The 23876-nt window shown below is 59.1% G+C and carries 20 protein-coding genes; 1 reads left to right on the top strand and 19 read right to left on the bottom strand.

The window, feature by feature from the left end; genetic code table 11:
- Position 1: 1 nt before the first annotated feature.
- From PseAD21_RS10830 to rpsB, 19 genes are all read right to left on the bottom strand, one after another.
- Positions 2-1633: a CTP synthase gene (locus PseAD21_RS10830; RefSeq protein ID WP_102355667.1), complete on the bottom strand. Its 1632-nt coding sequence runs from the start codon at positions 1631-1633 to the stop codon at positions 2-4.
- A gap of 274 nt (positions 1634-1907) precedes the next feature.
- Entirely contained in the window at positions 1908-3224 is a 1317-nt protein-coding gene (tilS, locus tag PseAD21_RS10825; protein ID WP_178082119.1) for a tRNA lysidine(34) synthetase TilS, read from the bottom strand.
- A gap of 145 nt (positions 3225-3369) precedes the next feature.
- Positions 3370-4317 (bottom strand): acetyl-CoA carboxylase carboxyltransferase subunit alpha, encoded by a 948-nt coding sequence (locus PseAD21_RS10820; protein ID WP_102355665.1) that lies wholly within the window; start codon positions 4315-4317, stop codon positions 3370-3372.
- 139 nt (positions 4318-4456) lie between these two features.
- Positions 4457-7978 (bottom strand): DNA polymerase III subunit alpha, encoded by a 3522-nt coding sequence (dnaE, locus tag PseAD21_RS10815; protein WP_102355664.1) that lies wholly within the window; start codon positions 7976-7978, stop codon positions 4457-4459.
- Positions 7979-8054: 76 nt separating this feature from the next.
- Entirely contained in the window at positions 8055-8681 is a 627-nt protein-coding gene (rnhB, locus tag PseAD21_RS10810; RefSeq protein WP_064586190.1) for a ribonuclease HII, read from the bottom strand.
- Positions 8682-8692: 11 nt separating this feature from the next.
- Positions 8693-9823: a lipid-A-disaccharide synthase gene (gene lpxB / locus PseAD21_RS10805; RefSeq protein WP_102355663.1), complete on the bottom strand. Its 1131-nt coding sequence runs from the start codon at positions 9821-9823 to the stop codon at positions 8693-8695.
- A gap of 2 nt (positions 9824-9825) precedes the next feature.
- Positions 9826-10602, bottom strand: coding sequence for an acyl-ACP--UDP-N-acetylglucosamine O-acyltransferase (gene lpxA, locus PseAD21_RS10800; RefSeq protein ID WP_102355662.1), 777 nt, complete (start codon positions 10600-10602; stop codon positions 9826-9828).
- A complete protein-coding gene (gene fabZ / locus PseAD21_RS10795; protein ID WP_025110881.1) occupies positions 10599-11039 on the bottom strand; it encodes a 3-hydroxyacyl-ACP dehydratase FabZ in 441 nt (146 codons plus the stop codon). The genes lpxA and fabZ overlap by 4 nt, the downstream gene beginning before the upstream one ends.
- A 106-nt stretch (positions 11040-11145) precedes the next feature.
- Positions 11146-12201 (bottom strand): UDP-3-O-(3-hydroxymyristoyl)glucosamine N-acyltransferase, encoded by a 1056-nt coding sequence (gene lpxD, locus PseAD21_RS10790; protein WP_102355661.1) that lies wholly within the window; start codon positions 12199-12201, stop codon positions 11146-11148.
- Positions 12202-12204: 3 nt separating this feature from the next.
- The gene (locus PseAD21_RS10785; RefSeq protein ID WP_003222140.1) at positions 12205-12708 is read right to left on the bottom strand and encodes an OmpH family outer membrane protein; all 504 of its coding nucleotides are present in this window, start codon (positions 12706-12708) and stop codon (positions 12205-12207) included.
- 45 nt (positions 12709-12753) lie between these two features.
- The gene (gene bamA, locus PseAD21_RS10780) at positions 12754-15129 is read right to left on the bottom strand and encodes an outer membrane protein assembly factor BamA (protein ID WP_102355660.1); all 2376 of its coding nucleotides are present in this window, start codon (positions 15127-15129) and stop codon (positions 12754-12756) included.
- A gap of 74 nt (positions 15130-15203) precedes the next feature.
- Entirely contained in the window at positions 15204-16556 is a 1353-nt protein-coding gene (gene rseP, locus PseAD21_RS10775) for a sigma E protease regulator RseP (RefSeq protein ID WP_102355659.1), read from the bottom strand.
- Positions 16557-16610: 54 nt separating this feature from the next.
- Positions 16611-17801 (bottom strand): 1-deoxy-D-xylulose-5-phosphate reductoisomerase, encoded by a 1191-nt coding sequence (gene ispC, locus PseAD21_RS10770; RefSeq protein WP_102355658.1) that lies wholly within the window; start codon positions 17799-17801, stop codon positions 16611-16613.
- Positions 17798-18604 carry a phosphatidate cytidylyltransferase gene (locus tag PseAD21_RS10765; protein ID WP_102355657.1) on the bottom strand — a complete coding sequence of 269 codons (807 nt, stop codon included), beginning with the start codon at positions 18602-18604 and terminating at the stop codon, positions 17798-17800. The genes ispC and PseAD21_RS10765 overlap by 4 nt, the downstream gene beginning before the upstream one ends.
- Entirely contained in the window at positions 18604-19359 is a 756-nt protein-coding gene (uppS, locus tag PseAD21_RS10760) for a polyprenyl diphosphate synthase (RefSeq protein WP_003222128.1), read from the bottom strand. The genes PseAD21_RS10765 and uppS overlap by 1 nt, the downstream gene beginning before the upstream one ends.
- Positions 19360-19373: 14 nt before the next feature.
- Positions 19374-19931, bottom strand: a complete 558-nt coding sequence (gene frr, locus PseAD21_RS10755) for a ribosome recycling factor (RefSeq protein WP_102355656.1) — start codon at positions 19929-19931, stop codon at positions 19374-19376.
- Positions 19928-20671, bottom strand: a complete 744-nt coding sequence (gene pyrH, locus PseAD21_RS10750) for a UMP kinase (protein ID WP_003222124.1) — start codon at positions 20669-20671, stop codon at positions 19928-19930. Before pyrH ends, frr begins: the two co-directional genes overlap by 4 nt.
- 210 nt (positions 20672-20881) lie before the next feature.
- Entirely contained in the window at positions 20882-21745 is an 864-nt protein-coding gene (gene tsf, locus PseAD21_RS10745) for a translation elongation factor Ts (RefSeq protein ID WP_102355655.1), read from the bottom strand.
- A 203-nt stretch (positions 21746-21948) separates the two neighbouring features.
- Positions 21949-22686: a 30S ribosomal protein S2 gene (rpsB, locus tag PseAD21_RS10740; RefSeq protein ID WP_003222119.1), complete on the bottom strand. Its 738-nt coding sequence runs from the start codon at positions 22684-22686 to the stop codon at positions 21949-21951.
- 374 nt (positions 22687-23060) lie between these two features.
- Here rpsB and map point away from each other — a divergent pair, with 374 nt between their 5' ends.
- The gene (map, locus tag PseAD21_RS10735; protein ID WP_102355654.1) at positions 23061-23843 is read left to right on the top strand and encodes a type I methionyl aminopeptidase; all 783 of its coding nucleotides are present in this window, start codon (positions 23061-23063) and stop codon (positions 23841-23843) included.
- Positions 23844-23876: the final 33 nt, after the last annotated feature.

The following is a 23876-nucleotide window of genomic DNA, read 5'->3' as shown; positions in this document are numbered from 1 at the left end:
GTTACGCCTTCTTCTGGTGTTGTGCCAACGCTGCCTTGACGAAACCGCTGAACAGCGGGTGACCGTCACGTGGCGTCGAGGTGAACTCAGGGTGGAACTGGCAAGCGACGAACCATGGATGATCCGGGGCTTCGACCACTTCAACCAGCGCGGCGTCAGCGGAGCGACCGGAGATTTTCAGGCCGGCTTCGATGATTTGTGGCAGCAGGTTGTTGTTCACTTCGTAGCGGTGACGGTGACGCTCGACAATCACATCCTTACCGTAGCAATCGTGCACCTTGGAGCCAGCTTCGAGCAGGCATTCCTGAGCACCCAGGCGCATGGTGCCGCCCAGATCGGATGTTTCGGTACGCACTTCAACAGCGCCGGTAGCGTCTTCCCACTCGGTGATCAGACCCACGACCGGGTGACCGCTGGCGCGATCGAACTCGGTGGAGTTGGCGTCTTTCCAGCCCATGACGTTACGAGCGAACTCGATGACCGCCACTTGCATGCCCAGGCAGATACCCAGGTACGGAACCTTGTTTTCGCGAGCGTACTGAACAGCAGTGATCTTGCCTTCAACGCCACGCAGACCGAAGCCGCCCGGTACGAGGATCGCGTCGACACCTTCGAGCAGCGCAGTGCCCTGGTTCTCGATGTCTTCGGAATCGATGTAACGCAGGTTGACCTTGGTGCGGTTGCTGATACCGGCATGACTCATCGCTTCGATCAGCGACTTGTAGGCGTCCAGCAGTTCCATGTACTTGCCGACCATGGCGATGGTCACTTCGTGTTCCGGGTTCAGCTTGGCGTCAACCACTGCTTCCCACTCGGACAGATCAGCGCTGCCGCATTGCAGACCGAAACGCTCGACGACGAAATCGTCCAGACCCTGCGAGTGCAAGATGCCCGGGATCTTGTAGATGGTGTCGGCGTCTTCCAGCGCGATCACCGCACGCTCTTCAACGTTGGTGAACTGAGCGATCTTGCGACGCGACGAGACGTCGATCGGGTGATCGGAACGGCACACCAGCACGTCTGGCTGCAGGCCGATCGAACGCAGCTCTTTTACCGAGTGCTGAGTTGGCTTGGTCTTGGTCTCGCCAGCGGTGGCGATGTACGGCACCAGCGTCAGGTGCATCAGCATCGCGCGCTTGGCGCCGACTTCGAAACGCAGTTGACGGATGGCTTCGAGGAACGGTTGCGACTCGATGTCACCCACGGTGCCACCGATTTCAACCATCGCCACGTCAGCATCGCCAGCACCCTTGATGATGCGGCGCTTGATTTCGTCAGTGATGTGCGGAATCACCTGGATGGTTGCACCCAGGTAGTCACCACGACGCTCTTTGCGCAGCACGTGCTCGTAGACACGACCGGTGGTGAAGTTGTTGTTCTGGGTCATGGTCGTGCGGATGAACCGCTCGTAGTGGCCCAGGTCCAGGTCGGTTTCGGCGCCGTCGTGGGTGACGAACACTTCACCGTGCTGGAACGGGCTCATGGTGCCCGGGTCGACGTTGATGTACGGATCCAGCTTAAGCATGGTGACCTTAAGCCCCCGCGCCTCCAGGATGGCCGCCAATGAAGCCGAGGCAATGCCTTTCCCCAATGAAGAAACAACACCGCCCGTGACGAATATGTAGCGCGTCATGAAAAACCCTAGAAGTCTGCGTTAAAGCGGTACGAGCCGCCGGGGAAAGCGAAGGAAGGCCGAAGCCCCCGATCACCTGCATTAATCACAGTGCACCTTTCAAAAAAACCGCCGCGTTGGGACAGACCGGCAGATGAAACACCGGTACGTTGCTCGCTACACATTTTTTGGAATCGCCCAGCAAAGACTGCTTGGTAATCGGCAACTCCTGCAATTCAGGCGAATCCACAGAAGTTGTATCAAGAAGGGAGCGTAGTCTACCGGAATGCTCCTTTCAGCTCAAACCTTGATCTTCGTCTGTTGGCTGCCAATGCAAACTCCAGTCGTCCTGCCCATGCCCGTCAAGGCCCGGCAGGTTCGCCACCGCAAGCAATTCTGCACCGCGAAACAGCAGCGGCAATCTGCCACGGACGAAGGCCGGCACCGCGCGTTCATTGAGCAGGCGCTTGAGATCGCGGTGGCCGCGCTCCGCCAGATGCATCACTTCGCCGCCCTGCCGATAACCAATCCGCAACGGCCCGACGGGAGTCTGCCCGCTGAACATGACACGCCCGTTATTCGGCAAGCGTAGCGCTGCCGACGGGTCGCGCCAGTCAATGGTGACCGCTGGCGCGTGCAGCCAGTCGCCGCTTAGCCACCATACCCGGCCGGCGCTGCGATGCAGCTCGCCATCGGCCAGACGCCACACTGGGGAAGCATCAATGGCTGCGTCGCAAAGATTTGCCCAACCCGACCAATGGTCAGTGTCCGGCAAACGGGTCAGCGGTTCGAGCCAGTGGCTGAGCGCATTGCGCTGACGTGCAGCAGACAGCGCGGTCAGCGGCGCCAACTCCAGCGACGGCAATCGCAGCCATTGGAAATCATGGGCGGTCGAGGCCTGCGCGAGATCCATCTGCGCCAGTTCATCGAGCAGCCCCTGAGCCTCACGCAGATGCGTTGCGCTACGGGCCAAGCTCGCCTGCGCTTGCGGCCAACGCCCGGTCAGCCGTGGCATGACCTGATGGCGCAGGTAGTTGCGCGAGAACTGCCGGTCCTGGTTTGACGGGTCTTCGATCCAGCGCAACTGGTGAGCCTTTGCGTAACGTTCAAGCTCGGTTCGAGCAACATCCAGCAACGGGCGAATCAGCGTGCCCTGCCCCACCGGCCGCTGCTGCGGCATCGCGCCAAGCCCTCTGACACCGGCGCCACGCAACAGGCGAAATAACAGCGTTTCCGCCTGATCATCGCGATGCTGGCCGGTGAGCAGTACGTCATCAGCTTGCGTCAGCGCACTGAACACCGCGTACCGCGCATCCCGCGCCGCCCGCTCAAGGCTCGCCCCCGGTTGCACGCTCACGCGCTCGATCAGCAGCGGCACGCCCAGCGTGTCGCAAACCGACTGGCAATGTTGCGGCCACGCATCAGCCGCAGCCTGGAGGCCGTGATGGATATGGATTGCGCTGAGCGCCGGCAGGGAATGGTGTTTGGCGAGATCGGCAAGCAGATGCAGCAGGACGGTGGAGTCCAGGCCACCGGAGAACGCGATATGCCAGGTCCTGGCATTGCGCCAGGCTGCAAGGTTCAGCAGAAGCCGGGTAGGCAGATCACTCACGGACTGACCTCTATCTAACTCTTTGCCCAAATCAAATGTGGGAGCGGGCTTGCTCGCGAAGGCGTTTCAACATTCAACACATCTGTCGACTGTTATACCGCTTTCGCGAGCAAGCCCGCTCCCACATTGGGTATTGCGAGATCTCTTAGAGACCGTAGCTCATCAGTCGATCGTAACGGCGCTTGAGCAGCGCTTCGTTGTCGAACTTTTGCAGCATCGCCAGTTGCGAGCTCAGTTCGGCACGGATCGACGCAGCGGCAGCAGCCGGGTCACGGTGGGCGCCGCCCAGTGGCTCGCCGATGACTTTATCGACGATGCCCAAGCCTTTCAGGCGCTCGGCGGTGATGCCCATCGCCTCAGCAGCGTCCGGCGCTTTTTCTGCGGTTTTCCACAGAATCGAAGCGCAACCTTCCGGCGAGATCACCGCGTAGGTCGAGTACTGCAGCATGTTCAGTTGATCGCACACGCCGATGGCCAGTGCACCGCCGGAACCACCTTCACCGATAACGGTGGCGATGATCGGGGTTTTCAGGCGCGACATCACACGCAGGTTCCAGGCAATCGCTTCGCTCTGGTTGCGCTCTTCGGCGTCGATGCCAGGGTAAGCACCCGGGGTGTCGATGAAGGTCAGGATCGGCATCTTGAAACGCTCGGCCATCTCCATCAGACGGCAGGCCTTGCGGTAGCCTTCCGGACGCGGCATGCCGAAGTTGCGGCGTACCTTCTCGCGCACTTCACGACCCTTCTGGTGACCGATGATCATCACCGGTTGATCATCCAGACGTGCCACACCGCCAACAATGGCCGCATCGTCGGAGAAGTGACGGTCGCCGTGCAGTTCGTCGAACTCGGTGAAGATGTGCTCGATGTAATCCAGGGTGTACGGGCGTTTCGGGTGACGCGCCAGGCGAGCGATCTGCCAGCTGGTCAGCTTGCCGAAGATGTCTTCGGTCAGCGTGCGGCTCTTGTCCTGCAGGCGGGAGATCTCATCGCCGATATTCAGCGAATTGTCATTACCGACCAAGCGCAACTCTTCGATCTTGGCTTGCAGGTCGGCGATCGGCTGTTCGAAATCTAGAAAATTCGGGTTCATAGGCGTCCGTCTTGGGTCGTGTCCCAAGTGAGCTTGGGCCGGCCGGTTGTCTATTCGCGCCCTACCTTAAGGGAGAGGCGCGCTGAGGTCGAGATTAAAAATTCAGGTTGTGGACAAGCGCAATGATGGCACTTGCCGGTCAACGGTATTGGAGGAAGACGTTGTCTCGCCCGAACTGGTCACGCAGGGCTTGAATCAAGGCATCCGCCGGATCGATTCGCCAGGTCTCGCCGAACTGCAGCAAGGTCTTCGCATCGGGGCTGGTGTACTCCATGGTGACCGGACACGCGCCGCGATGACGCTTGAGCAGCTCACCCAACCAGCGTAGCTGATCACCCTTCAGGTCCTGAGTCTGCAGCTTCAGACGCAGGCTTTCGGCCAGGTTGGTCCGGGCGTCTTCCATGCTCATCACGCGCTTGACCCGCAGCTTCAGGCCGCCGGAGAAGTCGTCATTGCTGACCTCGCCTTCGACGACCACCATCGCGTCAGTCTGCAACAGCGACTGCGCCGCATGGAACGACTCGGAAAACAGCGAGGCCTCGATGCGTCCAGAGCGGTCATCCAGGGTGATGAACCCCATCTTGTCGCCCTTCTTGTTCTTCATGACCCGCAGCGCAATGATCATGCCCGCGACGGTCTGGGTATCACGCGCCGGTTTCAGATCAATGATGCGCTGGCGGGCGAAACGACGGATTTCACCTTCGTATTCATCAATCGGGTGACCGGTCAGGTACAGGCCCAGGGTGTCTTTCTCCCCTTTGAGCCGCTCCTTGAGCGTCAACTCCTTGGCCTTGCGATGGTTGGCGTAAACGTCAGCGTCTTCTTCGACGAACAGACCACCGAACAGGTCCGAGTGCCCGCTGTCCTGAGTACGTGCAGTTTGTTCGGCGGCCTTGATCGCCTCTTCCATGGCCGTCAGCAGCACCGCGCGGTTGCGGTCGATGTTGGCCTGGTAGGCTTTTTGCTCATCGTGGAAGTACGGGCCAAGGCGATCCAGAGCGCCGCTGCGGATCAAGCCGTCGAGCGTGCGTTTGTTGATGCGCTTGAGGTCGACCCGGGCGCAGAAATCGAACAGGTCCTTGAATGGCCCCGCCAGACGCGCCTCAGTGATCGCCTCAACCGGCCCCTCGCCTACGCCTTTGATCGCGCCCAGGCCATAGATGATCCGGCCCTCATCGTTCACCGTGAACTTGAACTCCGAGGTGTTCACGTCCGGCGCGTCGAGGCGTAGCTTCATCGTGCGCACTTCCTCGATCAAGGTCACGACCTTGTCGGTGTTGTGCATATCCGCCGACAGCACCGCGGCCATGAACGGCGCCGGGTAGTGAGCCTTCAGCCAGGCAGTCTGGTACGACACCAGGCCGTAGGCGGCGGAGTGGGATTTGTTGAAGCCGTAACCGGCGAATTTCTCTACCAGGTCGAAAATGTTACCGGCGAGGTCGGCGTCGATATTGTTGGTCGCGCAACCTTCAATGAAACCGCCGCGCTGCTTGGCCATTTCCTCGGGTTTCTTCTTGCCCATGGCTCGCCGCAGCATGTCCGCACCACCGAGGGTGTAACCGGCCATGACCTGGGCGATCTGCATCACCTGTTCCTGATACAGGATGATTCCGTACGTCGGCGCCAGTACCGGCTTGAGGCCTTCGTACTGGTAGTCGGAGTGCGGGTACGCCAGTTCGGCGCGACCGTGCTTACGGTTGATGAAGTCGTCCACCATGCCCGACTGCAGCGGGCCCGGACGGAACAGCGCCACCAGTGCGATCAGGTCTTCCAGGCAGTCGGGCTTGAGCTTTTTGATCAGCTCTTTCATGCCGCGCGATTCAAGCTGGAACACCGCGGTGGTTTCGGCTTTCTGCAGCAGGCTGTACGTCGGCTTGTCGTCGAGCGGGATAAACGCGATGTCCAGCGGCGGCTCATTGACCTTGGCGCGGTCGCGGTTGATCGTTTTCAGCGCCCAGTCGATGATCGTCAGGGTCCGCAGGCCGAGGAAGTCGAACTTCACCAGACCGGCTGCCTCCACGTCGTCCTTGTCGAACTGGGTTACCAGGCCGTCACCGGCCTCGTCGCAATAGATCGGCGAGAAGTCGGTCAACTTGGTCGGGGCGATCACCACACCACCGGCGTGCTTGCCGACGTTACGCACCACGCCCTCGAGCTTGCGCGCCATCTCCCAGATTTCCGCCGCTTCTTCATCGACCTTGATGAAGTCACGCAGGATTTCTTCCTGCTCGTAGGCTTTTTCCAGGGTCATGCCGACTTCGAACGGAATCATCTTCGACAGACGATCCGCCAGGCCGTAGGACTTGCCCTGCACCCGCGCAACGTCGCGCACCACAGCCTTGGCGGCCATGGAACCGAAAGTGATGATCTGGCTTACCGCGTTGCGACCGTATTTCTCGGCCACGTAGTCGATCACCCGGTCACGACCGTCCATGCAGAAGTCGACGTCGAAGTCGGGCATCGATACCCGTTCCGGGTTAAGGAAACGTTCGAACAGCAGGTCGTATTCCAGCGGATCAAGGTCGGTGATCTTCTGCACATAGGCCACCAGCGAGCCGGCACCCGACCCCCGGCCAGGCCCCACCGGCACGCCGTTATTCTTGGCCCACTGGATAAAGTCCATCACGATCAGGAAGTAACCGGGGAAGCCCATCTGGATGATGATATCCAGCTCGAAATTCAAGCGGTCGACATAGACCTGACGCTTGGCTTCGTAGTCTTCAGTGGTGTCCTTGGGCAGCAGCACCGCGAGGCGTTCTTCGAGACCATCGAAAGAGACTTTGCGGAAGTATTCGTCGATGGTCATGCCATCGGGAATCGGGAAGTTGGGCAGGAAGTGCGTACCCAGCTTCACTTCAATGTTGCAGCGTTTGGCAATCTCGACGGTGTTTTCGATGGCGTCGGGAATGTCGCTGAACAGCTCGGCCATTTCCTCGGCGCTTTTGAGGTATTGCTGGTCGCTGTAATTCTTCGAGCGCCGCGGATCGTCGAGGGCGCGGCCCTCACCGATGCACACGCGGGTTTCGTGGGCTGCGAAATCTTCCTGCTTGATAAAGCGCACATCGTTGGTTGCCACCAGCGGTGCGCCAAGCTTGTCGGCCAGGGCCACGGCGCCGTGCAACTGTTCTTCATCGTTGGGGCGATTGGTGCGCTGGATTTCCAGATAGAAACGGTCCGGGAACACCGCCATCCATTCCCGCGCCAGCGCTTCGGCCTCGGCCGGGTTGCCGCCAATCATGGCCATGCCGATCTCGCCTTCTTTGGCGGCGGACAGCATGATCAGGCCTTCGTTGGCCTCGGCGACCCATTCGCGCTCGATGATGATCATGCCGTTGCGCTGACCGTCGATGAAGCCGCGCGAGATCAGCTCGGTAAGGTTGCGATAGCCCTTGGCGTTCATCACCAACAGGCTGATCCGGCTCAGTGGCGCGTCCGGATCCTTGTTCGACAGCCACAGGTCGGCGCCGCAGATCGGCTTGATGCCTGCGCCCATGGTGTTTTTATAGAATTTGACCAGAGAACACATGTTGTTCTGATCAGTGACCGCCACGGCCGGCATGTTCATGCCGGTCAGCGCCTTGACCAGTGGCTTGATCCGCACCAGCCCGTCGACCAGGGAGTATTCAGTGTGCAGGCGTAGATGAACGAATGAAGCCGGCATAGTGATCCTGTCCAGTTACATAGAGACAACAAGGCCCGGATTGTACCGGGCCTCGAACAAAACATCAGCCTTGCGACTAAACCTGCGTCAGGCCTTCGAGCGCCTCGTAAGCCTGACGCACCGGGGCGAACGAGCGCCGGTGAATCGGTGTCGGCCCGAGCCGTGCCAACGCTTCCAGATGAACGGGCGTCGGGTAGCCTTTGTGGCCACCGATGCCGTAGCCCGGGTAGATCAATTCGAACGCAGCCATTTCACGGTCGCGGCTGACCTTGGCCAGAATCGACGCAGCAGCGATGGCCGGCACCTTGCCGTCGCCCTGTACCACCGCTTCGGCGCGCATCGGCAGTTTCGGGCAGCGGTTGCCATCGATCATCGCCAGTTTCGGCTGCACATGCAGTCCGGCCACCGCACGCTGCATGGCGAGCATGGTCGCGTGCAGGATGTTCAGCTCGTCGATTTCCTCGACTTCGGCACGGGCGATGCACCAGCTCAGGGACTTCTCGATGATCTCGTCGTAGAGCTTCTCACGCTTGGCTTCGGTGAGTTTCTTCGAGTCATTGAGGCCGAGAATCGGCCGGTTCGGATCGAGAATCACCGCCGCCGTCACCACTGCACCGCACAACGGGCCGCGACCGACTTCATCGACACCGGCTACCAGTTCTTCGACTTCGGCGACCAGGGTGAAATCCAGGCCCATCTGCATATCTTTCTTGCTCATCGTGATTGACCGATCAGGTTGAGGACGGCGTCCGCCGCCTGATTGGAGGCGTCCAGCCGCAGCGTGCGATGAATCTCGTCGAAGCCACGGGTCTGCTCTTCGCCACCTTCGATCAGCGGCGACAGGGTCTGCGCCAGGGCCTCGACCGTTGCATCATCCTGCAACAATTCCGGGACCAGCAGACGCTGGGCCAGCAGGTTTGGCAAAGACACATACGGACTCTTGACCATGCGCTTGAGAATCCAGAACGTCAGCGGCGCCAGGCGATACGCGACGACCATTGGCCGCTTGTACAGCAACGCTTCAAGCGTGGCCGTGCCGGAAGCGATCAACACCGCGTTGCACGCCGCCAGGGCCAGATGGGATTTGCCGTCGAGCAGGGTTACCGGCAAGTCGCGACCCGCGAGCAGCTCCTCGAGCTGAGCGCGACGCTCGGCATTGGCGCACGGTATGACAAAGCGCAGTCCCGGACGCATGGCCCGCAGGCGCTCGGCCGTATCGAGGAACAATGCGCCCAGGCGGCCAACTTCGCCACCACGACTGCCAGGCATCAATGCCACCAGCGGACCGTCGGGCAAGCCCAGTTCGGCACGCGCAGCGGCGCGATCAGCCTGCAGCGCAATGGTATCGGCCAACGTATGACCGACGAACCGTACCGGCACGCCTTTCTCTTCGTAGAATTTCGCTTCGAACGGCAACAGCGTCAGCATCAGGTCGCAGCCTTCGCGAATCTTCAGCACGCGCTTCTGGCGCCACGCCCACACCGAAGGGCTGACGTAGTGCACGGTCTTGATCCCGGCCTGCCGCAGCTTGAGTTCGATATTGAGATTGAAATCCGGGGCGTCGATGCCGATGAACACATCCGGTTTCTCGGCAATCAACATGGCGATCAGGTCCTTGCGGCGCTTGAGCAACTCGCGTAGCCGCCCGAGCACTTCCACCAGCCCCATGACCGACAGACGCTCCATGGGGAAGTAGGACGTCAGGCCTTCGGCCTGCATCAACGGACCGCCGACACCGATGAACTCGACCGCCGGATGTTGCGCCTTGAGGGCGCGCATCAGACCGGCGCCCAAAATATCACCGGAAGCCTCGCCCGCCACCAGCGCAATACGCAGATTGGCCATGATCAGCGGGTGATGCCGCGAGTCGACGACTGGATCGAGTCACGAAACAGCGCGACTTCCGGGAACTGCGCAGCAGGTTCGGCCAGTTCGGCCAGCGCCTGTTCCACGGTCAGCCCTTGGCGATACACGGTTTTATAGGCGCGACGCAGGGCGTGAATGGCGTCTTCACTGAAACCGCGACGGCGCATACCTTCGAAGTTCATGCTGCGCGCTTCAGCCGGGTTGCCGAATACGGTCACGAACGCCGGAACGTCCTTGCCGATGGCGGTGCCCATGCCGGAAAAGCTGTGGGCGCCGATGTGGCAATACTGATGAACCAGGGTGAACCCGGAAAGGATCGCCCAGTCGTCGACATGTACATGTCCGGCCAACGCCGTGTTGTTGACCAGAATGCAGTTGTTGCCGATCACACTGTCGTGACCGATGTGGGCATAGGCCATGATCAGGTTGTGGTCGCCCAGCGTTGTTTCGGAGCGATCCTGAACAGTGCCACGGTGAATGGTCACGCCTTCGCGGATGACATTGTGGTCACCAATCACCAGACGGGTTTCTTCACCTTTGTATTTCAGATCGGGCGTATCTTCGCCTACCGAGGAAAACTGGTAGATGCGATTGTGCTTGCCAATCCGGGTCGGGCCTTTGAGGACCACATGCGGCCCGATTACGGTACCCTCGCCGATTTCCACACCTGCGCCGATGATCGACCACGGGCCGACCTCGACGCCGTCAGCCAGAACGGCCGACGGATCGATGATTGCGCGAGGGTCAATCAAACTCATAGCTTGCGTTCCGCACAGATGATTTCAGCGGAGCAGACCGGCTTGCCGTCGACCGAAGCCTGGCACTCGAACTTCCAGATCTGACGCTTGCAACTGATGAACCTGGCCTCAAGGATCAGTTGGTCACCCGGCAGAACCGGCTGACGGAAACGCAGTTTGTCGGAACCGACGAAGTAATACAGCGTGCCGTCGGCAGGCTTCACATCGAGCATTTTGAAACCGAGGATCCCGGCAGCCTGAGCCATCGCTTCGATGATCAACACGCCCGGCATGATTGGATGCGCCGGGAAGTGACCATTGAAGAATGGTTCGTTGATGCTGACATTCTTGTAGGCGCGAATGCGCTTGCCTTCAGTGTCCAGTTCCACCACCCGGTCCACCAGCAGGAACGGGTAACGGTGAGGCAGGTATTCGCGAATCTCGTTGATGTCCATCATTTCGGGGGGAAGCCTATGTAAAGATTGGGAGCGCGACTGACGCGCACTCCTCTAGCAAATCAAGGAGGCAGTCTAGAGGCTGTGCACACTTGATATGGAAATGGTATCAGCCATCAGATGAAGCATTGCCGCCGGGGGTCACTTCCCCAACGCGCTTTTCCAGCTGTTTCAAACGTCGCGCAAGGTCATCGAGCTGACGGATGCGGGCCGCGCTTTTGCGCCATTCGGCCGCCGGTTGCATGGCTGTACCGGAAGAATAGGCACCCGGCTCGGTAATCGAGTGGGTCACCATGGTCATCCCGGTGAGGAAAACGTTGTCGCAAATATCAATGTGACCCACCAGACCGACACCGCCAGCGAGCATGCAGTGCTTGCCGATCTTGGTGCTGCCGGAGATACCGACGCACGCCGCCATGGCGGTGTGATCACCGACCTGGACGTTGTGCGCAATCTGAATCTGGTTGTCGAGCTTCACGCCATTGCCGATCACGGTATCGGCCAAGGCACCGCGGTCGATAGCGGTATTCACGCCAATCTCCACGTCATCGCCGATGGTCACGCCACCGATCTGGGCGATTTTCTGCCAGATGCCTTTTTCGTTGGCAAAGCCGAAGCCCTCACCGCCGAGCACCGCGCCAGACTGGATCACCACACGCTTGCCGATGCGCACGTCGTGGTACAGCGTCACTCGCGGAGCGAGCCAGCCGCCCTCACCGATTTCACTGCGGGCACCGATGACGCAATGTGCGCCCAGGGTGACCTGCGCGCCGATTCGCACACCGGCCTCGATCACCACGAACGGGCCGATGCTGGCGCTTGGATCAACCACCGCATCCGGCGCAATCACTGCTGTGGGATGAACACCCGCAGTAGCTTTTGGCTTGGGATCGAACAGGTGCGAGATGCGTGCGTAAGCCAGGTAAGGATCCGGCACCACCAGCGCATTGCCGGCAAAACCGTCGGCATCGGCCTCTTTGAGCAATAGCGCAGCCGCCTGGGAACTTGCCAGGTATTTGCGGTATTGAGGATTTGCCAGAAAGCTCAACTGAGCTGGGCCAGCCTCCTGCAAGGTGGCTAGCCCAGTAATTTGCGTCTCGGGGTCGCCACGAAGGGTGGCGCCGAGGAACTCGGCCAACTGGCCGAGCTTGATAGTCACGGTCATGGGTTACTTCAGCTGATTCATGCGCTCGATAACCTGGCGCGTGATGTCGTACTGAGGTTTGACATCGATCACTGCGCCACGCTCGAACACCAGGTCAAAACCACCTTTCTTGATGACTTCTTCCACTGCGCTATCCAGTTTCGGCTTCAGTTGCTTGAGCATTTCGCGGTCGGCAACAGCCTTGGCTTCGTTCAGTTCCTTGGACTGGAACTGGAAGTCACGGGCCTTTTGCTTGAATTCAAGCTCCAGACGCTCACGCTCGCCCTGCTGCATCTTGTCGCCACCGGCCATCAGACGGTCCTGAATGCCCTTGGCGCTGCTTTCCAGCGTCTTGAGTTTGGTCAGTTGCGGACCGAACTTCTTCTCGGCATCCACGGCGTACTTCTTGGCCGCATCGGATTCCAGCAGCGCCATCTGATAGTTCAGAACAGCGATTTTCATGTCGGCGAACGCCGGGCCTGCCACCAGTACGGAGGCCAGGAGAACCAATTGAGTCAACTTACGCACGATGCACTCCTACAAAATCCATTGTCGTTATCTTGGGTCAGACGCTTAGAACGTCTGGCCGAGGGAGAATTGGAACACTTGAGTTTCAGCGTTATCCGGTTTCTTGACCGGCATCGCCAGAGCAAAACTCAGCGGACCCAGTGCGGTGACCCAGGTCACACCCACACCAACGGAACTGGCCATGTTGCTCAGACTGATGTCGTTGCACTTGGTGTTGGACGTCGAGCCATTTGTGTTGGTGGTGTCCTTGCACTGCGAATCGAAAACGTTACCCACGTCCCAGAATACCGAGGTACGCAGGGATCGCTGATCCTTGACGAACGGCAGCGGGAACAGAACCTCCGCACCACCCTGGATCAGTACGTTGCCACCGAACGGCAGCGGGTCCTGATCCGGGTCAACGGAGGTACCCGGGTTAGTGCCACGACTCGGAGTACTGCGAGGACCCAAGGTGCTGTCCTTGAAGCCACGAACCGAGTTGAAACCACCAGCATAGTAGTTTTCATAGAACGGCAAGCCGTCGGTCGAACCATAACCATCGCCATAACCCAGCTCAGTGTGCAGACGCAGGGTGTAGTTTTCGGTAATCGGCTGGAACAACTGACCACGATAGTCGAGTTTGTAGAACGACAGGTCGCTGCCCGGAATCGTGGTTTCCAGGGTCAGGCTCTGGGAACGGCCACGGGTCGGCAATACGCCCTTGTTCAGGGTCGACTCGGACCAGCCGGCCGACGCCTTGAAGTTCAGATACTGGTCGCCTTCCTTGTTAACGAAGTCGAAGATCTCGTCAACGGTGTACTGACCGGTCTTGATCTTGTCCTGTTGAGCGGACAGACCGAAGGTCAGACGCGAAGTCTCGCTGATCGGATAGCCAACGTTGACGCCGGCACCCAGGCTGTCTACCGCATAGCTCGCTACGTCGATGTTGAGATCTTTGTAGTCGGTGGTGCGATAGAACGCGTTGTAACCCAGGCTCACGCCATCGGCGGTCCAGTACGGGTCAACGTAGCCGAAGTTGTAGCGGCTCTGGTATTCGCTGCGGGTCAGGCCGACGCTGACGCGGTTACCGGTACCGAGGAAGTTGTTCTGGGTGATCGAACCGCCGAGGATCAGACCGGCACTCTGGGCGAAACCGACACTGGCGGTGATCGAACCGGACGCCTGTTCTTCAACGGCGTAGTTCACGTCTACCTGGTCGTCGACACCCGGAACGGCCGGAGTTTCAACGTTTACTTCTTTAAAGAAGCCCAGACGCTCAAGACGGGTCTTGGACTGGTCGATCAGGTAGGTCGAAGCCCAACCACCTTCCATCTGGCGCATTTCGCGACGCAGCACTTCGTCTTCGGACTTGGTGTTGCCACGGAAGTTGATGCGGTTGACGTAGGCACGCTTGCCCGGATCGACGGCGAACAGGATGTCCACGGTGTGATCGTCGTCATGCGGCTGAGGAACGCCGTTGACGTTGGCGAAGGTATAACCTTCGTTACCCAGGCGACGGGTGATCAGTTCGGACGTGGTGGTCATCAGTTTGCGCGAGAACACCTGGCCTTTCTGCACCAGCAGCAGGGACTTGATCTGGTCTTCAGGGACTTTCAGGTCACCGCTGAGCTTGACGTCACGTACGGTGTACTTCTCGCCTTCGGTGATGTTGACGGTGATGTAGACGTGCTTCTTGTCCGGGGTGATGGACACCTGGGTCGAAGCGATATCCATGTTGATGTAGCCGCGGTCCAGGTAGTAGGAACGCAGACGCTCCAGGTCACCGGAGAGTTTTTCGCGGGCGTACTTGTCATCGTTCTTGAAGAACGACAGCCAGTTGGTAGTTTTGAGCTCGAACAGGTCGATCAGGTCGTCATCAGGGAAGACCGTGTTACCCACCACGTTGATGTGCTGGATCGCAGCCACGGTGCCTTCGTTGATCTTCACTTTCAGCGCAACGCGGTTACGCGGCTGCGACACCACTTCGGTATCGACCGAAGCCGAGTAGCGGCCCTGGGCAACGTACTGGCGTTGCAGCTCGTTACGAACACCTTCAAGGGTGGCGCGCTGGAAGATTTCACCTTCGGACAGACCGGACTGCTTGAGGCCCTTCATCAGGTCTTCGGTGGAGATCGCCTTGTTGCCTTCGATCTCGATACTGGCGACGGACGGACGTTCGACGACCGTGATCACCAGAACGTTGCCTTCGCGGCCCAGCTGGATATCTTGAAAGAAACCGGTTTTGAACAACGCACGAGTGGATTCCACCAGGCGACGATCATCCGCCTGCTCGCCGACGTTCAACGGCAAGGCACCAAAGACGCTACCCGCGGAGACCCGCTGGAGGCCATTGACGCGAATATCAGAGATAGTGAAGGACTCGGCGTGAACTTCGGCGATCATCAATACGGTGAGAACCGCAGTTAGCAGCAGACGTTTCATGAAGTCCTTTCTTATTCCAACTGGCAATAAACAAACTGCCGCAAAATGCGGCAGATTCGCAATTCAGCGAAGCTTTACAGTCGACCCAGATCATTGACCAGAGCAAGCAACATCACTCCGACCACCAAACTGATACCGATCTGCACCCCCCAACCTTGCACCCGATCCGACAAGGGGCGACCACGCACCCACTCAATCAGATAAAACAACAAATGCCCCCCATCCAATACAGGAATGGGCAGCAAATTCAGAACCCCCAGGCTAATACTCAGATAAGCAAGGAAATTCAGGAAATCAGCGACGCCCGACTGGGCAGAAGCGCCCGCCACTTTAGCAATGGTTATCGGTCCACTCAAGTTTTTTACCGAGAGCTCGCCGAACAGCATTTTCTTCAGTGAGTCCAGCGTCAGAACGCTCATGGTCCAGGTACGACGGGCACCCTCGCCAATCGCGGCCAGCGGACCATAGCTGACCTCACGGATCATCTCCGGCGGCCAGTCTACGGCTTTTACACCAGCACCGAGATAACCGCCAGGCGACTTGCTTTCGCCGCGTGCCGCCAAGGTCACCGGGATGTCGATTTGAGCACCGTCGCGCTCGATACGCAGCATGATTTTGGTATCAGGACGCGTACGAACAGTATCGACCACCTGCTGCCAGTCACCCAGCGCCAGGCCGTCAAGCGACAGCAGACGGTCACCGGTTTTCAGACCAGCGGCCTGCGCCGGACCTTTTGGATCAAGTTCCGCCAGCACCGGCGGCAACGCCGGGCGCCATGGGCGAATGCCGAGCGAGCGGATCGGATCGGGCTCGTCGGCTCCTTTGAGCCAATGATCCAGCGCCAGCTCACGAGGCGTGTCGGCGCTGGAGCCCTGCTCGCGCACGAGCAATTGCAGGGAACCACTTTCGCCAAGACGACGCACCAACTGCAAATTGACCGCCGCCCAACCGGAGGTCGGCTCGCCATCGATGGCGACGATTTCCTGGCCAGCACTCAAGCCAGCCTTGGCCGCGAGACTGCCGGACTCGACTGCACCAATGACAGGGCGGATCTGCTCGCTGCCGAGCATGGCCAGCACCCAGAAGAACACCAGGGCCAGCAGGAAGTTGGCAATCGGCCCCGCCGCCACAATGGCGATACGCTGGCGAACCGATTTGCGATTGAAGGACTGATGAAGCTGATCGACCGGCACTTCGCCTTCACGCTCATCGAGCATCTTGACGTAGCCGCCCAACGGAATCGCGGCGATAACAAACTCGGTGCCCTGCTTGTCGTGCCAGCGCAACAGGGGCATGCCGAAGCCCACGGAAAAACGCAAAACCTTGACGCCACAGCGACGAGCGACCCAGAAGTGGCCGAATTCGTGAAAGGTGACCAGCACACCCAATGCGATCAGGGTGCCGGCAATCATATAGAGCGCGCTCATCTACTTTCTCCGCAATCCTGTTCAGTGTCGCGTGACGCCAGGGTCCTGCAACGGCTATCGGCCGTGACGACTCAGCCATCGTTCGGCCAGAATCCGCGCTTTCGCGTCTGCGGTAAACACCGCATCCAGATCTTCCAGCGCAACCACAGGCTCGAGATTCAACACGTCCTCGATGATACTCGCGATTTCCAGATAACCCACGCGTGCGTCGAGAAACGCCGCGACCGCCACTTCGTTGGCCGCATTGAGCATGGCTGGTGCGCTGTTGCCGGCCTCAGCCGCCTGTCGCGCCAGGCGCAGACACGGGAAGCGTTCTTCGTCCGGCGCCTCGAAATCCAGACGCGCAACGGCAAACAGATCCAGCGGCGCCACGCCCGAGTCGATACGCTCAGGCCAGGCCAGCGCATTGGCAATCGGCGTGCGCATGTCGGGATTACCCAACTGCGCCAACACCGAACCATCCACATAGTCGACCAATGAGTGAATCACACTCTGCGGATGGATCACCACCTCGACCTGCGCAGGCTTGGCGTCGAACAACCAGCAAGCCTCGATCAACTCCAGGCCCTTGTTCATCATGCTGGCCGAGTCCACCGAGATCTTGCGCCCCATGGACCAGTTCGGGTGCGCACACGCCTGATCCGGCGAAACATGCGCCAATTCGCTCATCGGCGTTTGCCGGAAAGGACCACCCGACGCCGTGAGCAAAATCCGCCGCACGCCGACGGCGCCCAGCCCACGGGCAAAATCCTGCGGCATGCACTGGAAGATCGCGTTGTGCTCGCTGTCGATCGGCAGCAGCCCCGAGCCGCTCTTGTGCACGGCCTCCATGAACAGCGCGCCGGACATCACCAGCGCTTCTTTATTGGCCAGGAGAATCTTCTTGCCAGCCTCCACCGCTGCCAATGTCGGGCGCAAGCCCGCAGCACCGACGATGGCCGCCATCACGGCATCGACTTCTGGCGCGGAAGCGACCTGGCACAGGCCCTCCTCCCCTACCAGCACGCGAGTGGGCAGGCCAGCCGCTCGCAAATCATCCTGCAGACCGCGAGCCGCAGCCACTTCGGGCACCACCGCGAACTGCGGCACATGGCGAATGCACAGGGCCAGCAACTCGCTCAGGCGCGTGAAGCCGCTCAGCGCGAAAACCTGATAACGCTCAGGATGACGAGCGATGACATCCAGGGTACTCAGACCGATCGAGCCGGTAGCCCCCAGAACGGTAATCTGTTGAGGACCGCTCACGGTGCAGCCATCCACAGCAATACAGCGAAAATCGGAATCGCAGCGGTCAGACTGTCGATGCGATCAAGCACACCGCCATGACCGGGCAGCAGGTTGCTGCTGTCCTTGATACCGGACTGGCGCTTGAACATGCTTTCGGTAAGGTCGCCCACCACCGAAATGAAGACGATCAGCGCAGCACCGATCAAGCCTTTGAGCAACTCGCCCACGGTCCAGTCACGAACCAGGCCGACGACAGCGGTAATGACCAGACTCAGCGCCAGACCACCGTAAACGCCTTCCCAGCTTTTACCGGGACTGACTTGCGGCGCCAGTTTGCGCTTGCCGAAGGCACGGCCGGAGAAATAGGCACCGATGTCGGCACCCCAGACCAGCACCATCACCGCCATGATCAGCCAGTTACCCAGCGGGTACTGTTTGATCTGCACCAGCCCTTGCCAGGCCGGCAGCAGGATCAGCAAGCCGATCACCAGTTTGGTGGCCGCCGTGGACCAGTGCTCGCTCGAGCGCGGATACGTCAGCACCAGATACGTCGCCACCGCCCACCACAGCACCGAAGCGCCCAGCACCCAAGGGGCGAGGCTCGGCAGGACGTACATGACGAACAGCATCAGCGCGACGACAGCGGCATAGCCGACACGGAACGACTGCGCGGTAAAGCCCGCCAGACGCGCCCATTCCCAGGCGCCCAGGCTTACGACCAGACCGATGAACAGCGCGAAACCGGAACCCTCGAGCAGGAAAAACCCGCACAGAGCGATCGGTAGCAGGATCAGCGCAGTGATGATTCGTTGTTTAAGCATTAAACCCGGGCTCCAGCTTCGACCTGCTCGCTCGTTTTACCGAAGCGACGCTGACGCGAAGCGAAATCGGCCAGCGCAGTGCGCATGGCTTCGTGTTTGAAGTCCGGCCAGAACAGGTCGGAGAAGTACAACTCGGCGTACGCCAGTTGCCACAGCAAGAAGTTGCTGATGCGGTGCTCGCCACCGGTGCGGATGCACAGGTCCGGCAGCGGCAGGTCACCGGTCGCCAGACACGTTTGCAGCAGATCCGGAGTGATGTCTTCCGGACGCAGATGCCCGGCCTGAACTTCACGCGCCAGACGCTGCGCTGCCTGTGCAATATCCCACTGACCGCCGTAGTTGGCGGCGATCTGCAGAATGAAACGGTTGGCACCGGCCGTCATGGCCTCAGCCTCGCGCATCGCCGCCTGAAGTTCAGGATGGAAGCGCGAGCGATCGCCAATGATGCGCAGGCTGATATTGTTGTCGTTGAGGCGCTTGGCCTCACGACGCAACGCCTTGAAGAACAGATCCATCAAGGCACTGACTTCATCGGCCGGGCGCTGCCAGTTTTCACTGGAAAAGGCGAACAGGGTGAGCACTTCAACCTTGGCCTCAGCGCACACCTCGATTACCGCCCGCACAGCATCCACACCCGCTTTATGACCGGCGACACCCGGCATAAAGCGCTTTTTCGCCCAGCGATTATTGCCATCCATGATGATCGCGACATGGCGCGGCACCGCGGACGGCGCAGACTGCTTGGTCTTGTCCATTTAAAACTCGACCCTTATACGGCCATCAGATCCGCTTCTTTTGCCTTGGTGGCCGCATCGATATCAGCCTCAGCCTTGTCAGTGATTTTCTGAATGTCGGCTGCAGCACGACGCTCTTCGTCTTCGCTGATTTCTTTATCCTTGACCAGCTTCTTCAGCTCGCCCAAGGCGTCACGACGAATGTTGCGCACGGCAACACGAGCGTCTTCGGCGGCACTGCGCGCCTGCTTGGTGAAGCCCTTGCGGGTCTCTTCAGTCAGGGCAGGCATGGAGATCAGCAGCAACTCGCCAAGGTTGGTCGGGTTGAGGTTCAGACCAGCGCTCTGAATGGCCTTGTCGACTGCCGCGAGCATATTGCGCTCGAAGGCAACGACTTGCAGGGTGCGCGAGTCTTTTACAGTGATGTTGGCCACTTGGGTGATGGAGGTGTCTGCGCCGTAGTACGGCACCATCACGCTGCCCAGGATGCTTGGGTGAGCCTTGCCGGTACGAATCTGACCAAATGCATGAGCCAGAGAGTCCAGGGATTTCTGCATGCGCTCTTGAGCGTCTTTCTTGATTTCGTTGATCATTGTTGACCTTCCTCGATCAGGGTGCCTTCAGCGCCGCCATGCACGATGTTCAGCAGGGCGCCCGGCTTGTTCATGTTGAATACGCGCAACGGCATCTTGTGGTCGCGGCACAGGCAAATAGCTGTCAGATCCATTACACCCAGCTTGCGATCCAGCACTTCATCATAAGTCAGATGATCGAACTTCTCGGCATGCGGGTCTTTGAACGGGTCTGCGGTGTAGACGCCATCGACCTTGGTCGCCTTCAGAACAACGTCGGCATCGATTTCGATTGCACGCAGGCAGGCTGCCGAATCCGTGGTGAAGAACGGATTACCGGTACCGGCCGCGAAAATCACGACGTCCTTGGAGTTCAGGTGGCGCATGGCTTTGCGACGATCATAGTGATCAGTAACACCAACCATGGAAATGGCCGACATCACGATGGCCGAGATATTGGCACGTTCCAGCGCATCGCGCATGGCCAGAGCATTCATCACAGTGGCCAGCATGCCCATGTGGTCGCCTGTTACCCGATCCATGCCAGCCTTGCTCAAGGCCTCGCCACGGAACAGGTTGCCACCGCCGATCACCAGACCGACCTGTACGCCGATACCGACCAGTTGGCCGACTTCCAGCGCCATGCGATCCAGTACCTTCGGATCGATCCCGAACTCTTCCGAGCCCATCAGGGCCTCGCCGCTAAGCTTGAGTAGAATGCGTTTATAGCGAGCCTGATAACCACTGCCCTGCTGAGCCATTGCGAATCTCTCCTGCGGCGTATTTAAAAATTCTTTGCGAGCTGTTTACAGCTGGCGTTCACTCTAGCTTGGCGCTGCTTCAGCGCCATCGGAACATGGCTTTGTAAGTCAGTTCCAAGCGGAAACCAATTAAAAATTGGTAACCCCATCTGAAAAGAGGCTGCGCGCGTGAGCGGGCAGCCTCTTTCGGGCGACAGTTGAAAAACCGTCTTATTGCTTGGCGGCAGCCAGCTGGGCAGCAACTTCTTCAGCGAAGTTGTCGACCGGCTTCTCGATGCCTTCGCCTACTTTGTAGTAAGTGAAGGAAACGATTTCTGCGCCGCCTTTCTTGGCCAGCTCGCCAACCTTGATTTCAGGGTTCTTGACGAACGCCTGCTCAACCAGGCTTGCTTCTGCCAGGAACTTGCTGATACGGCCTTTGACCATGTTCTCAACAATGTTTTCTGGCTTGCCTTTGATTTTTTCTTCGTTCAGCTGCAGGAACACAGCTTTTTCACGCTCGATCGCTTCAGCCGAAACTTGCGAAGGCAGCAGGAACTCAGGGTTGCTTGCAGCTACGTGCATCGCGATGTCTTTGGCCAGCTCGACGTCACCGCCTTTCAGAGCCACAACAACACCGATCTTGTTGCCGTGCAGGTACGAACCTACAACGTCACCTTCGATACGGGTCAGACGACGGATGTTGACGTTCTCGCCTACTTTGGCAACCAGTGCTTCGCGAGCGGCTTCTTGAGCAGCGATCAGCGGAGCAGCGTCGGTCAGCTTGTCAGCGAAGGCTTTTTCAACGCTGGCAGCAACAAAGTTTTTGAAGTCGTCTTGCAGGGCCAGGAAGTCGGTCTGCGAGTTCACTTCCAGGATAACGGCAGCTTTACCGTCGTCCTTGATTGCGATTGCGCCTTCAGCGGCAACGTTGCCAGCCTTTTTCGCAGCCTTGATCGCGCCCGAAGCACGCATGTCATCAATGGCTTTTTCGATGTCGCCGTCAGCCTTTTCCAGGGCTTTCTTGCAATCCATCATGCCTTCGCCGGTACGCTCGCGCAGTTCTTTAACCAACGCTGCAGTAATTGCTGCCATTTTCAAATTCCTCTTGGATAGGTTTTCAACCATTCCACCCGATCGAACGGGCGTTCAATTCTTCCCGAATCACCTTGTACCCGCCGCACGTTACAGATGCAGGGGGTGCGCCACCACAAGTGGGCGCCAACAAACGGTTTTCGAGGTGGCAAAAAGGGGGCCAAGCCCCCTTTTTGCTTACTGAGTCAACGCCAGGGCGTCAATTACTCAGCTGCAGCCTGAGTTTCTTCAGCTGCGAATTCAACAGTACCGCCAGCAACGTTGTTGCGACCGCGGATCACTGCGTCAGCCATCGAACCCATGTACAGCTGGATAGCGCGGATTGCGTCATCGTTGCCTGGGATGATGTAGTCAACGCCTTCCGGGCTGCTGTTGGTGTCGACAACGCCGATTACCGGGATGCCCAGCTTGTTGGCTTCGGTGATCGCGATGCGCTCGTGGTCAACGTCGATCACGAACAGTGCGTCAGGCAGACCGCCCATGTCCTTGATGCCGCCCAGGGAGCGATCCAGCTTTTCCAGGTCACGGGAGCGCATCAGCGCTTCTTTCTTGGTCAGCTTGGCGAAGGTACCGTCTTCGGCTTGAACTTCAAGGTCACGCAGACGCTTGATGGAAGCACGAATGGTTTTGAAGTTGGTCAGCATGCCGCCCAACCAGCGGTGATCGACGTACGGCGAACCGCAACGTGCTGCTTCTTCAGCAACGATCTTGCCAGCGGAACGCTTGGTGCCGACGAACAGAATCTTGTTTTTGCCCTGGGCCAGACGCTCTACGAAAGTCAGAGCTTCGTTGAACATTGGCAGGGTTTTTTCAAGGTTGATGATGTGAATCTTGTTACGCGCGCCGAAAATGTACTTACCCATTTTCGGATTCCAGTAACGGGTTTGGTGACCGAAGTGCACACCGGCCTTCAGCATATCGCGCATGTTGACTTGGGACATGATAGTTCCTTAATAAGTCGGGTTTGGCCTCCACGTATCCCAATGACCAACCAGTGGCATAAAGCCAAAAGCACCCAGGTCATCGTGTCGACACGTGTGTGGATTTAAGCTTTTCGGGGTATCCCCGGAAAGCGGCGCATTTTATACCACAGGGTGCGCAGAAACGGAACCCGGAATCTGCAATCGCACCAAGGACATGGGCGCAGCCCCCCCTGGAATCGCCTTCAGGCACGCCATTGTATAGAGAGAGACGATGAACGCAGGCGCGGATTTGCTCCTTTCGTCTGTTAGAATCGGGTTTTTCAGGGTCGCAAAAAGAACACTTGCCACCCAATCCGTATCAGCAAGCGCCGCCGAGCGCAGAGAGAGCCTGTATGACCGTCAACCTCAAAACCCCCGAGGACATCGCTGGCATGCGTGTCGCCGGCAAACTGGCCGCCGATGTGCTGGAAATGATTGCCGAACACGTCAAACCGGGCGTGACCACCGATCAACTGAACCAGATCTGCCATGACTACATCGTCGACGTGCAGCAGGCCATCCCTGCCCCGCTCAACTACAAGGGCTACCCGAAGTCGATCTGCACTTCGATCAACCATGTGGTGTGCCACGGCATCCCGAACGACAAGCCGCTGAAAAACGGCGACACCCTGAACATCGACGTCACCGTGATCAAGGACGGCTACCACGGTGACACCAGCCGCATGTTCCACGTCGGCGAAGTACCGGTCTGGGCCGAGCGCCTGTCGCAGGTCACTCAGGAATGCATGTACAAGGCGATCGAAATCGTCAAACCCGGCTGCCGCCTCGGCGACATTGGCGAAGTGATCCAGAAGCACGCCGAAAAGAACGGCTTCTCGGTGGTTCGCGAGTTCTGCGGCCACGGCATCGGCAAGGTCTTCCACGAAGAACCGCAGATCCTGCACTACGGCCGCGCCGGCACCGGCATGGAACTGAAGGCCGGCATGACCTTCACCATCGAGCCGATGATCAACCAGGGCAAAGCCGACACCAAGGTGCTGGGCGACGGCTGGACCGCCATCACCAAGGACCGCAAGCTCTCGGCACAGTGGGAACACACCCTGCTGGTGACCGATACCGGCTACGAGATCTTCACCCTGCGCGCCGACGACACCATCGCGCGCATCTCGGCCTGATCCCAAGAACGCTCCCAGCCTTATAAAAGGAAA

This window comes from Pseudomonas sp. AD21 (assembly GCF_002878485.1).
Classification (GTDB): Bacteria; Pseudomonadota; Gammaproteobacteria; order Pseudomonadales; family Pseudomonadaceae; genus Aquipseudomonas.
This window is presented reverse-complemented; position numbering and strand designations above follow the sequence as displayed.

Coding starts and splice junctions, on each gene's coding strand:
- PseAD21_RS10830 (WP_102355667.1), bottom strand. CDS start 1,633: ATGACGCGCTACATATTCGTCACGGGCGGTGTTGTTTCTTCATTGGGG.
- PseAD21_RS10820 (WP_102355665.1), bottom strand. CDS start 4,317: ATGAACCCGAATTTTCTAGATTTCGAACAGCCGATCGCCGACCTGCAA.
- dnaE (WP_102355664.1), bottom strand. CDS start 7,978: ATGCCGGCTTCATTCGTTCATCTACGCCTGCACACTGAATACTCCCTG.
- rnhB (WP_064586190.1), bottom strand. CDS start 8,681: ATGCAGATGGGCCTGGATTTCACCCTGGTCGCCGAAGTCGAAGAACTG.
- lpxB (WP_102355663.1), bottom strand. CDS start 9,823: ATGGCCAATCTGCGTATTGCGCTGGTGGCGGGCGAGGCTTCCGGTGAT.
- lpxA (WP_102355662.1), bottom strand. CDS start 10,602: ATGAGTTTGATTGACCCTCGCGCAATCATCGATCCGTCGGCCGTTCTG.
- fabZ (WP_025110881.1), bottom strand. CDS start 11,039: ATGATGGACATCAACGAGATTCGCGAATACCTGCCTCACCGTTACCCG.
- lpxD (WP_102355661.1), bottom strand. CDS start 12,201: ATGACCGTGACTATCAAGCTCGGCCAGTTGGCCGAGTTCCTCGGCGCC.
- bamA (WP_102355660.1), bottom strand. CDS start 15,129: ATGAAACGTCTGCTGCTAACTGCGGTTCTCACCGTATTGATGATCGCC.
- rseP (WP_102355659.1), bottom strand. CDS start 16,556: ATGAGCGCGCTCTATATGATTGCCGGCACCCTGATCGCATTGGGTGTG.
- PseAD21_RS10765 (WP_102355657.1), bottom strand. CDS start 18,604: ATGCTTAAACAACGAATCATCACTGCGCTGATCCTGCTACCGATCGCT.
- uppS (WP_003222128.1), bottom strand. CDS start 19,359: ATGGACAAGACCAAGCAGTCTGCGCCGTCCGCGGTGCCGCGCCATGTC.
- frr (WP_102355656.1), bottom strand. CDS start 19,931: ATGATCAACGAAATCAAGAAAGACGCTCAAGAGCGCATGCAGAAATCC.
- pyrH (WP_003222124.1), bottom strand. CDS start 20,671: ATGGCTCAGCAGGGCAGTGGTTATCAGGCTCGCTATAAACGCATTCTA.
- tsf (WP_102355655.1), bottom strand. CDS start 21,745: ATGGCAGCAATTACTGCAGCGTTGGTTAAAGAACTGCGCGAGCGTACC.
- rpsB (WP_003222119.1), bottom strand. CDS start 22,686: ATGTCCCAAGTCAACATGCGCGATATGCTGAAGGCCGGTGTGCACTTC.
- map (WP_102355654.1), top strand. CDS start 23,061: ATGACCGTCAACCTCAAAACCCCCGAGGACATCGCTGGCATGCGTGTC.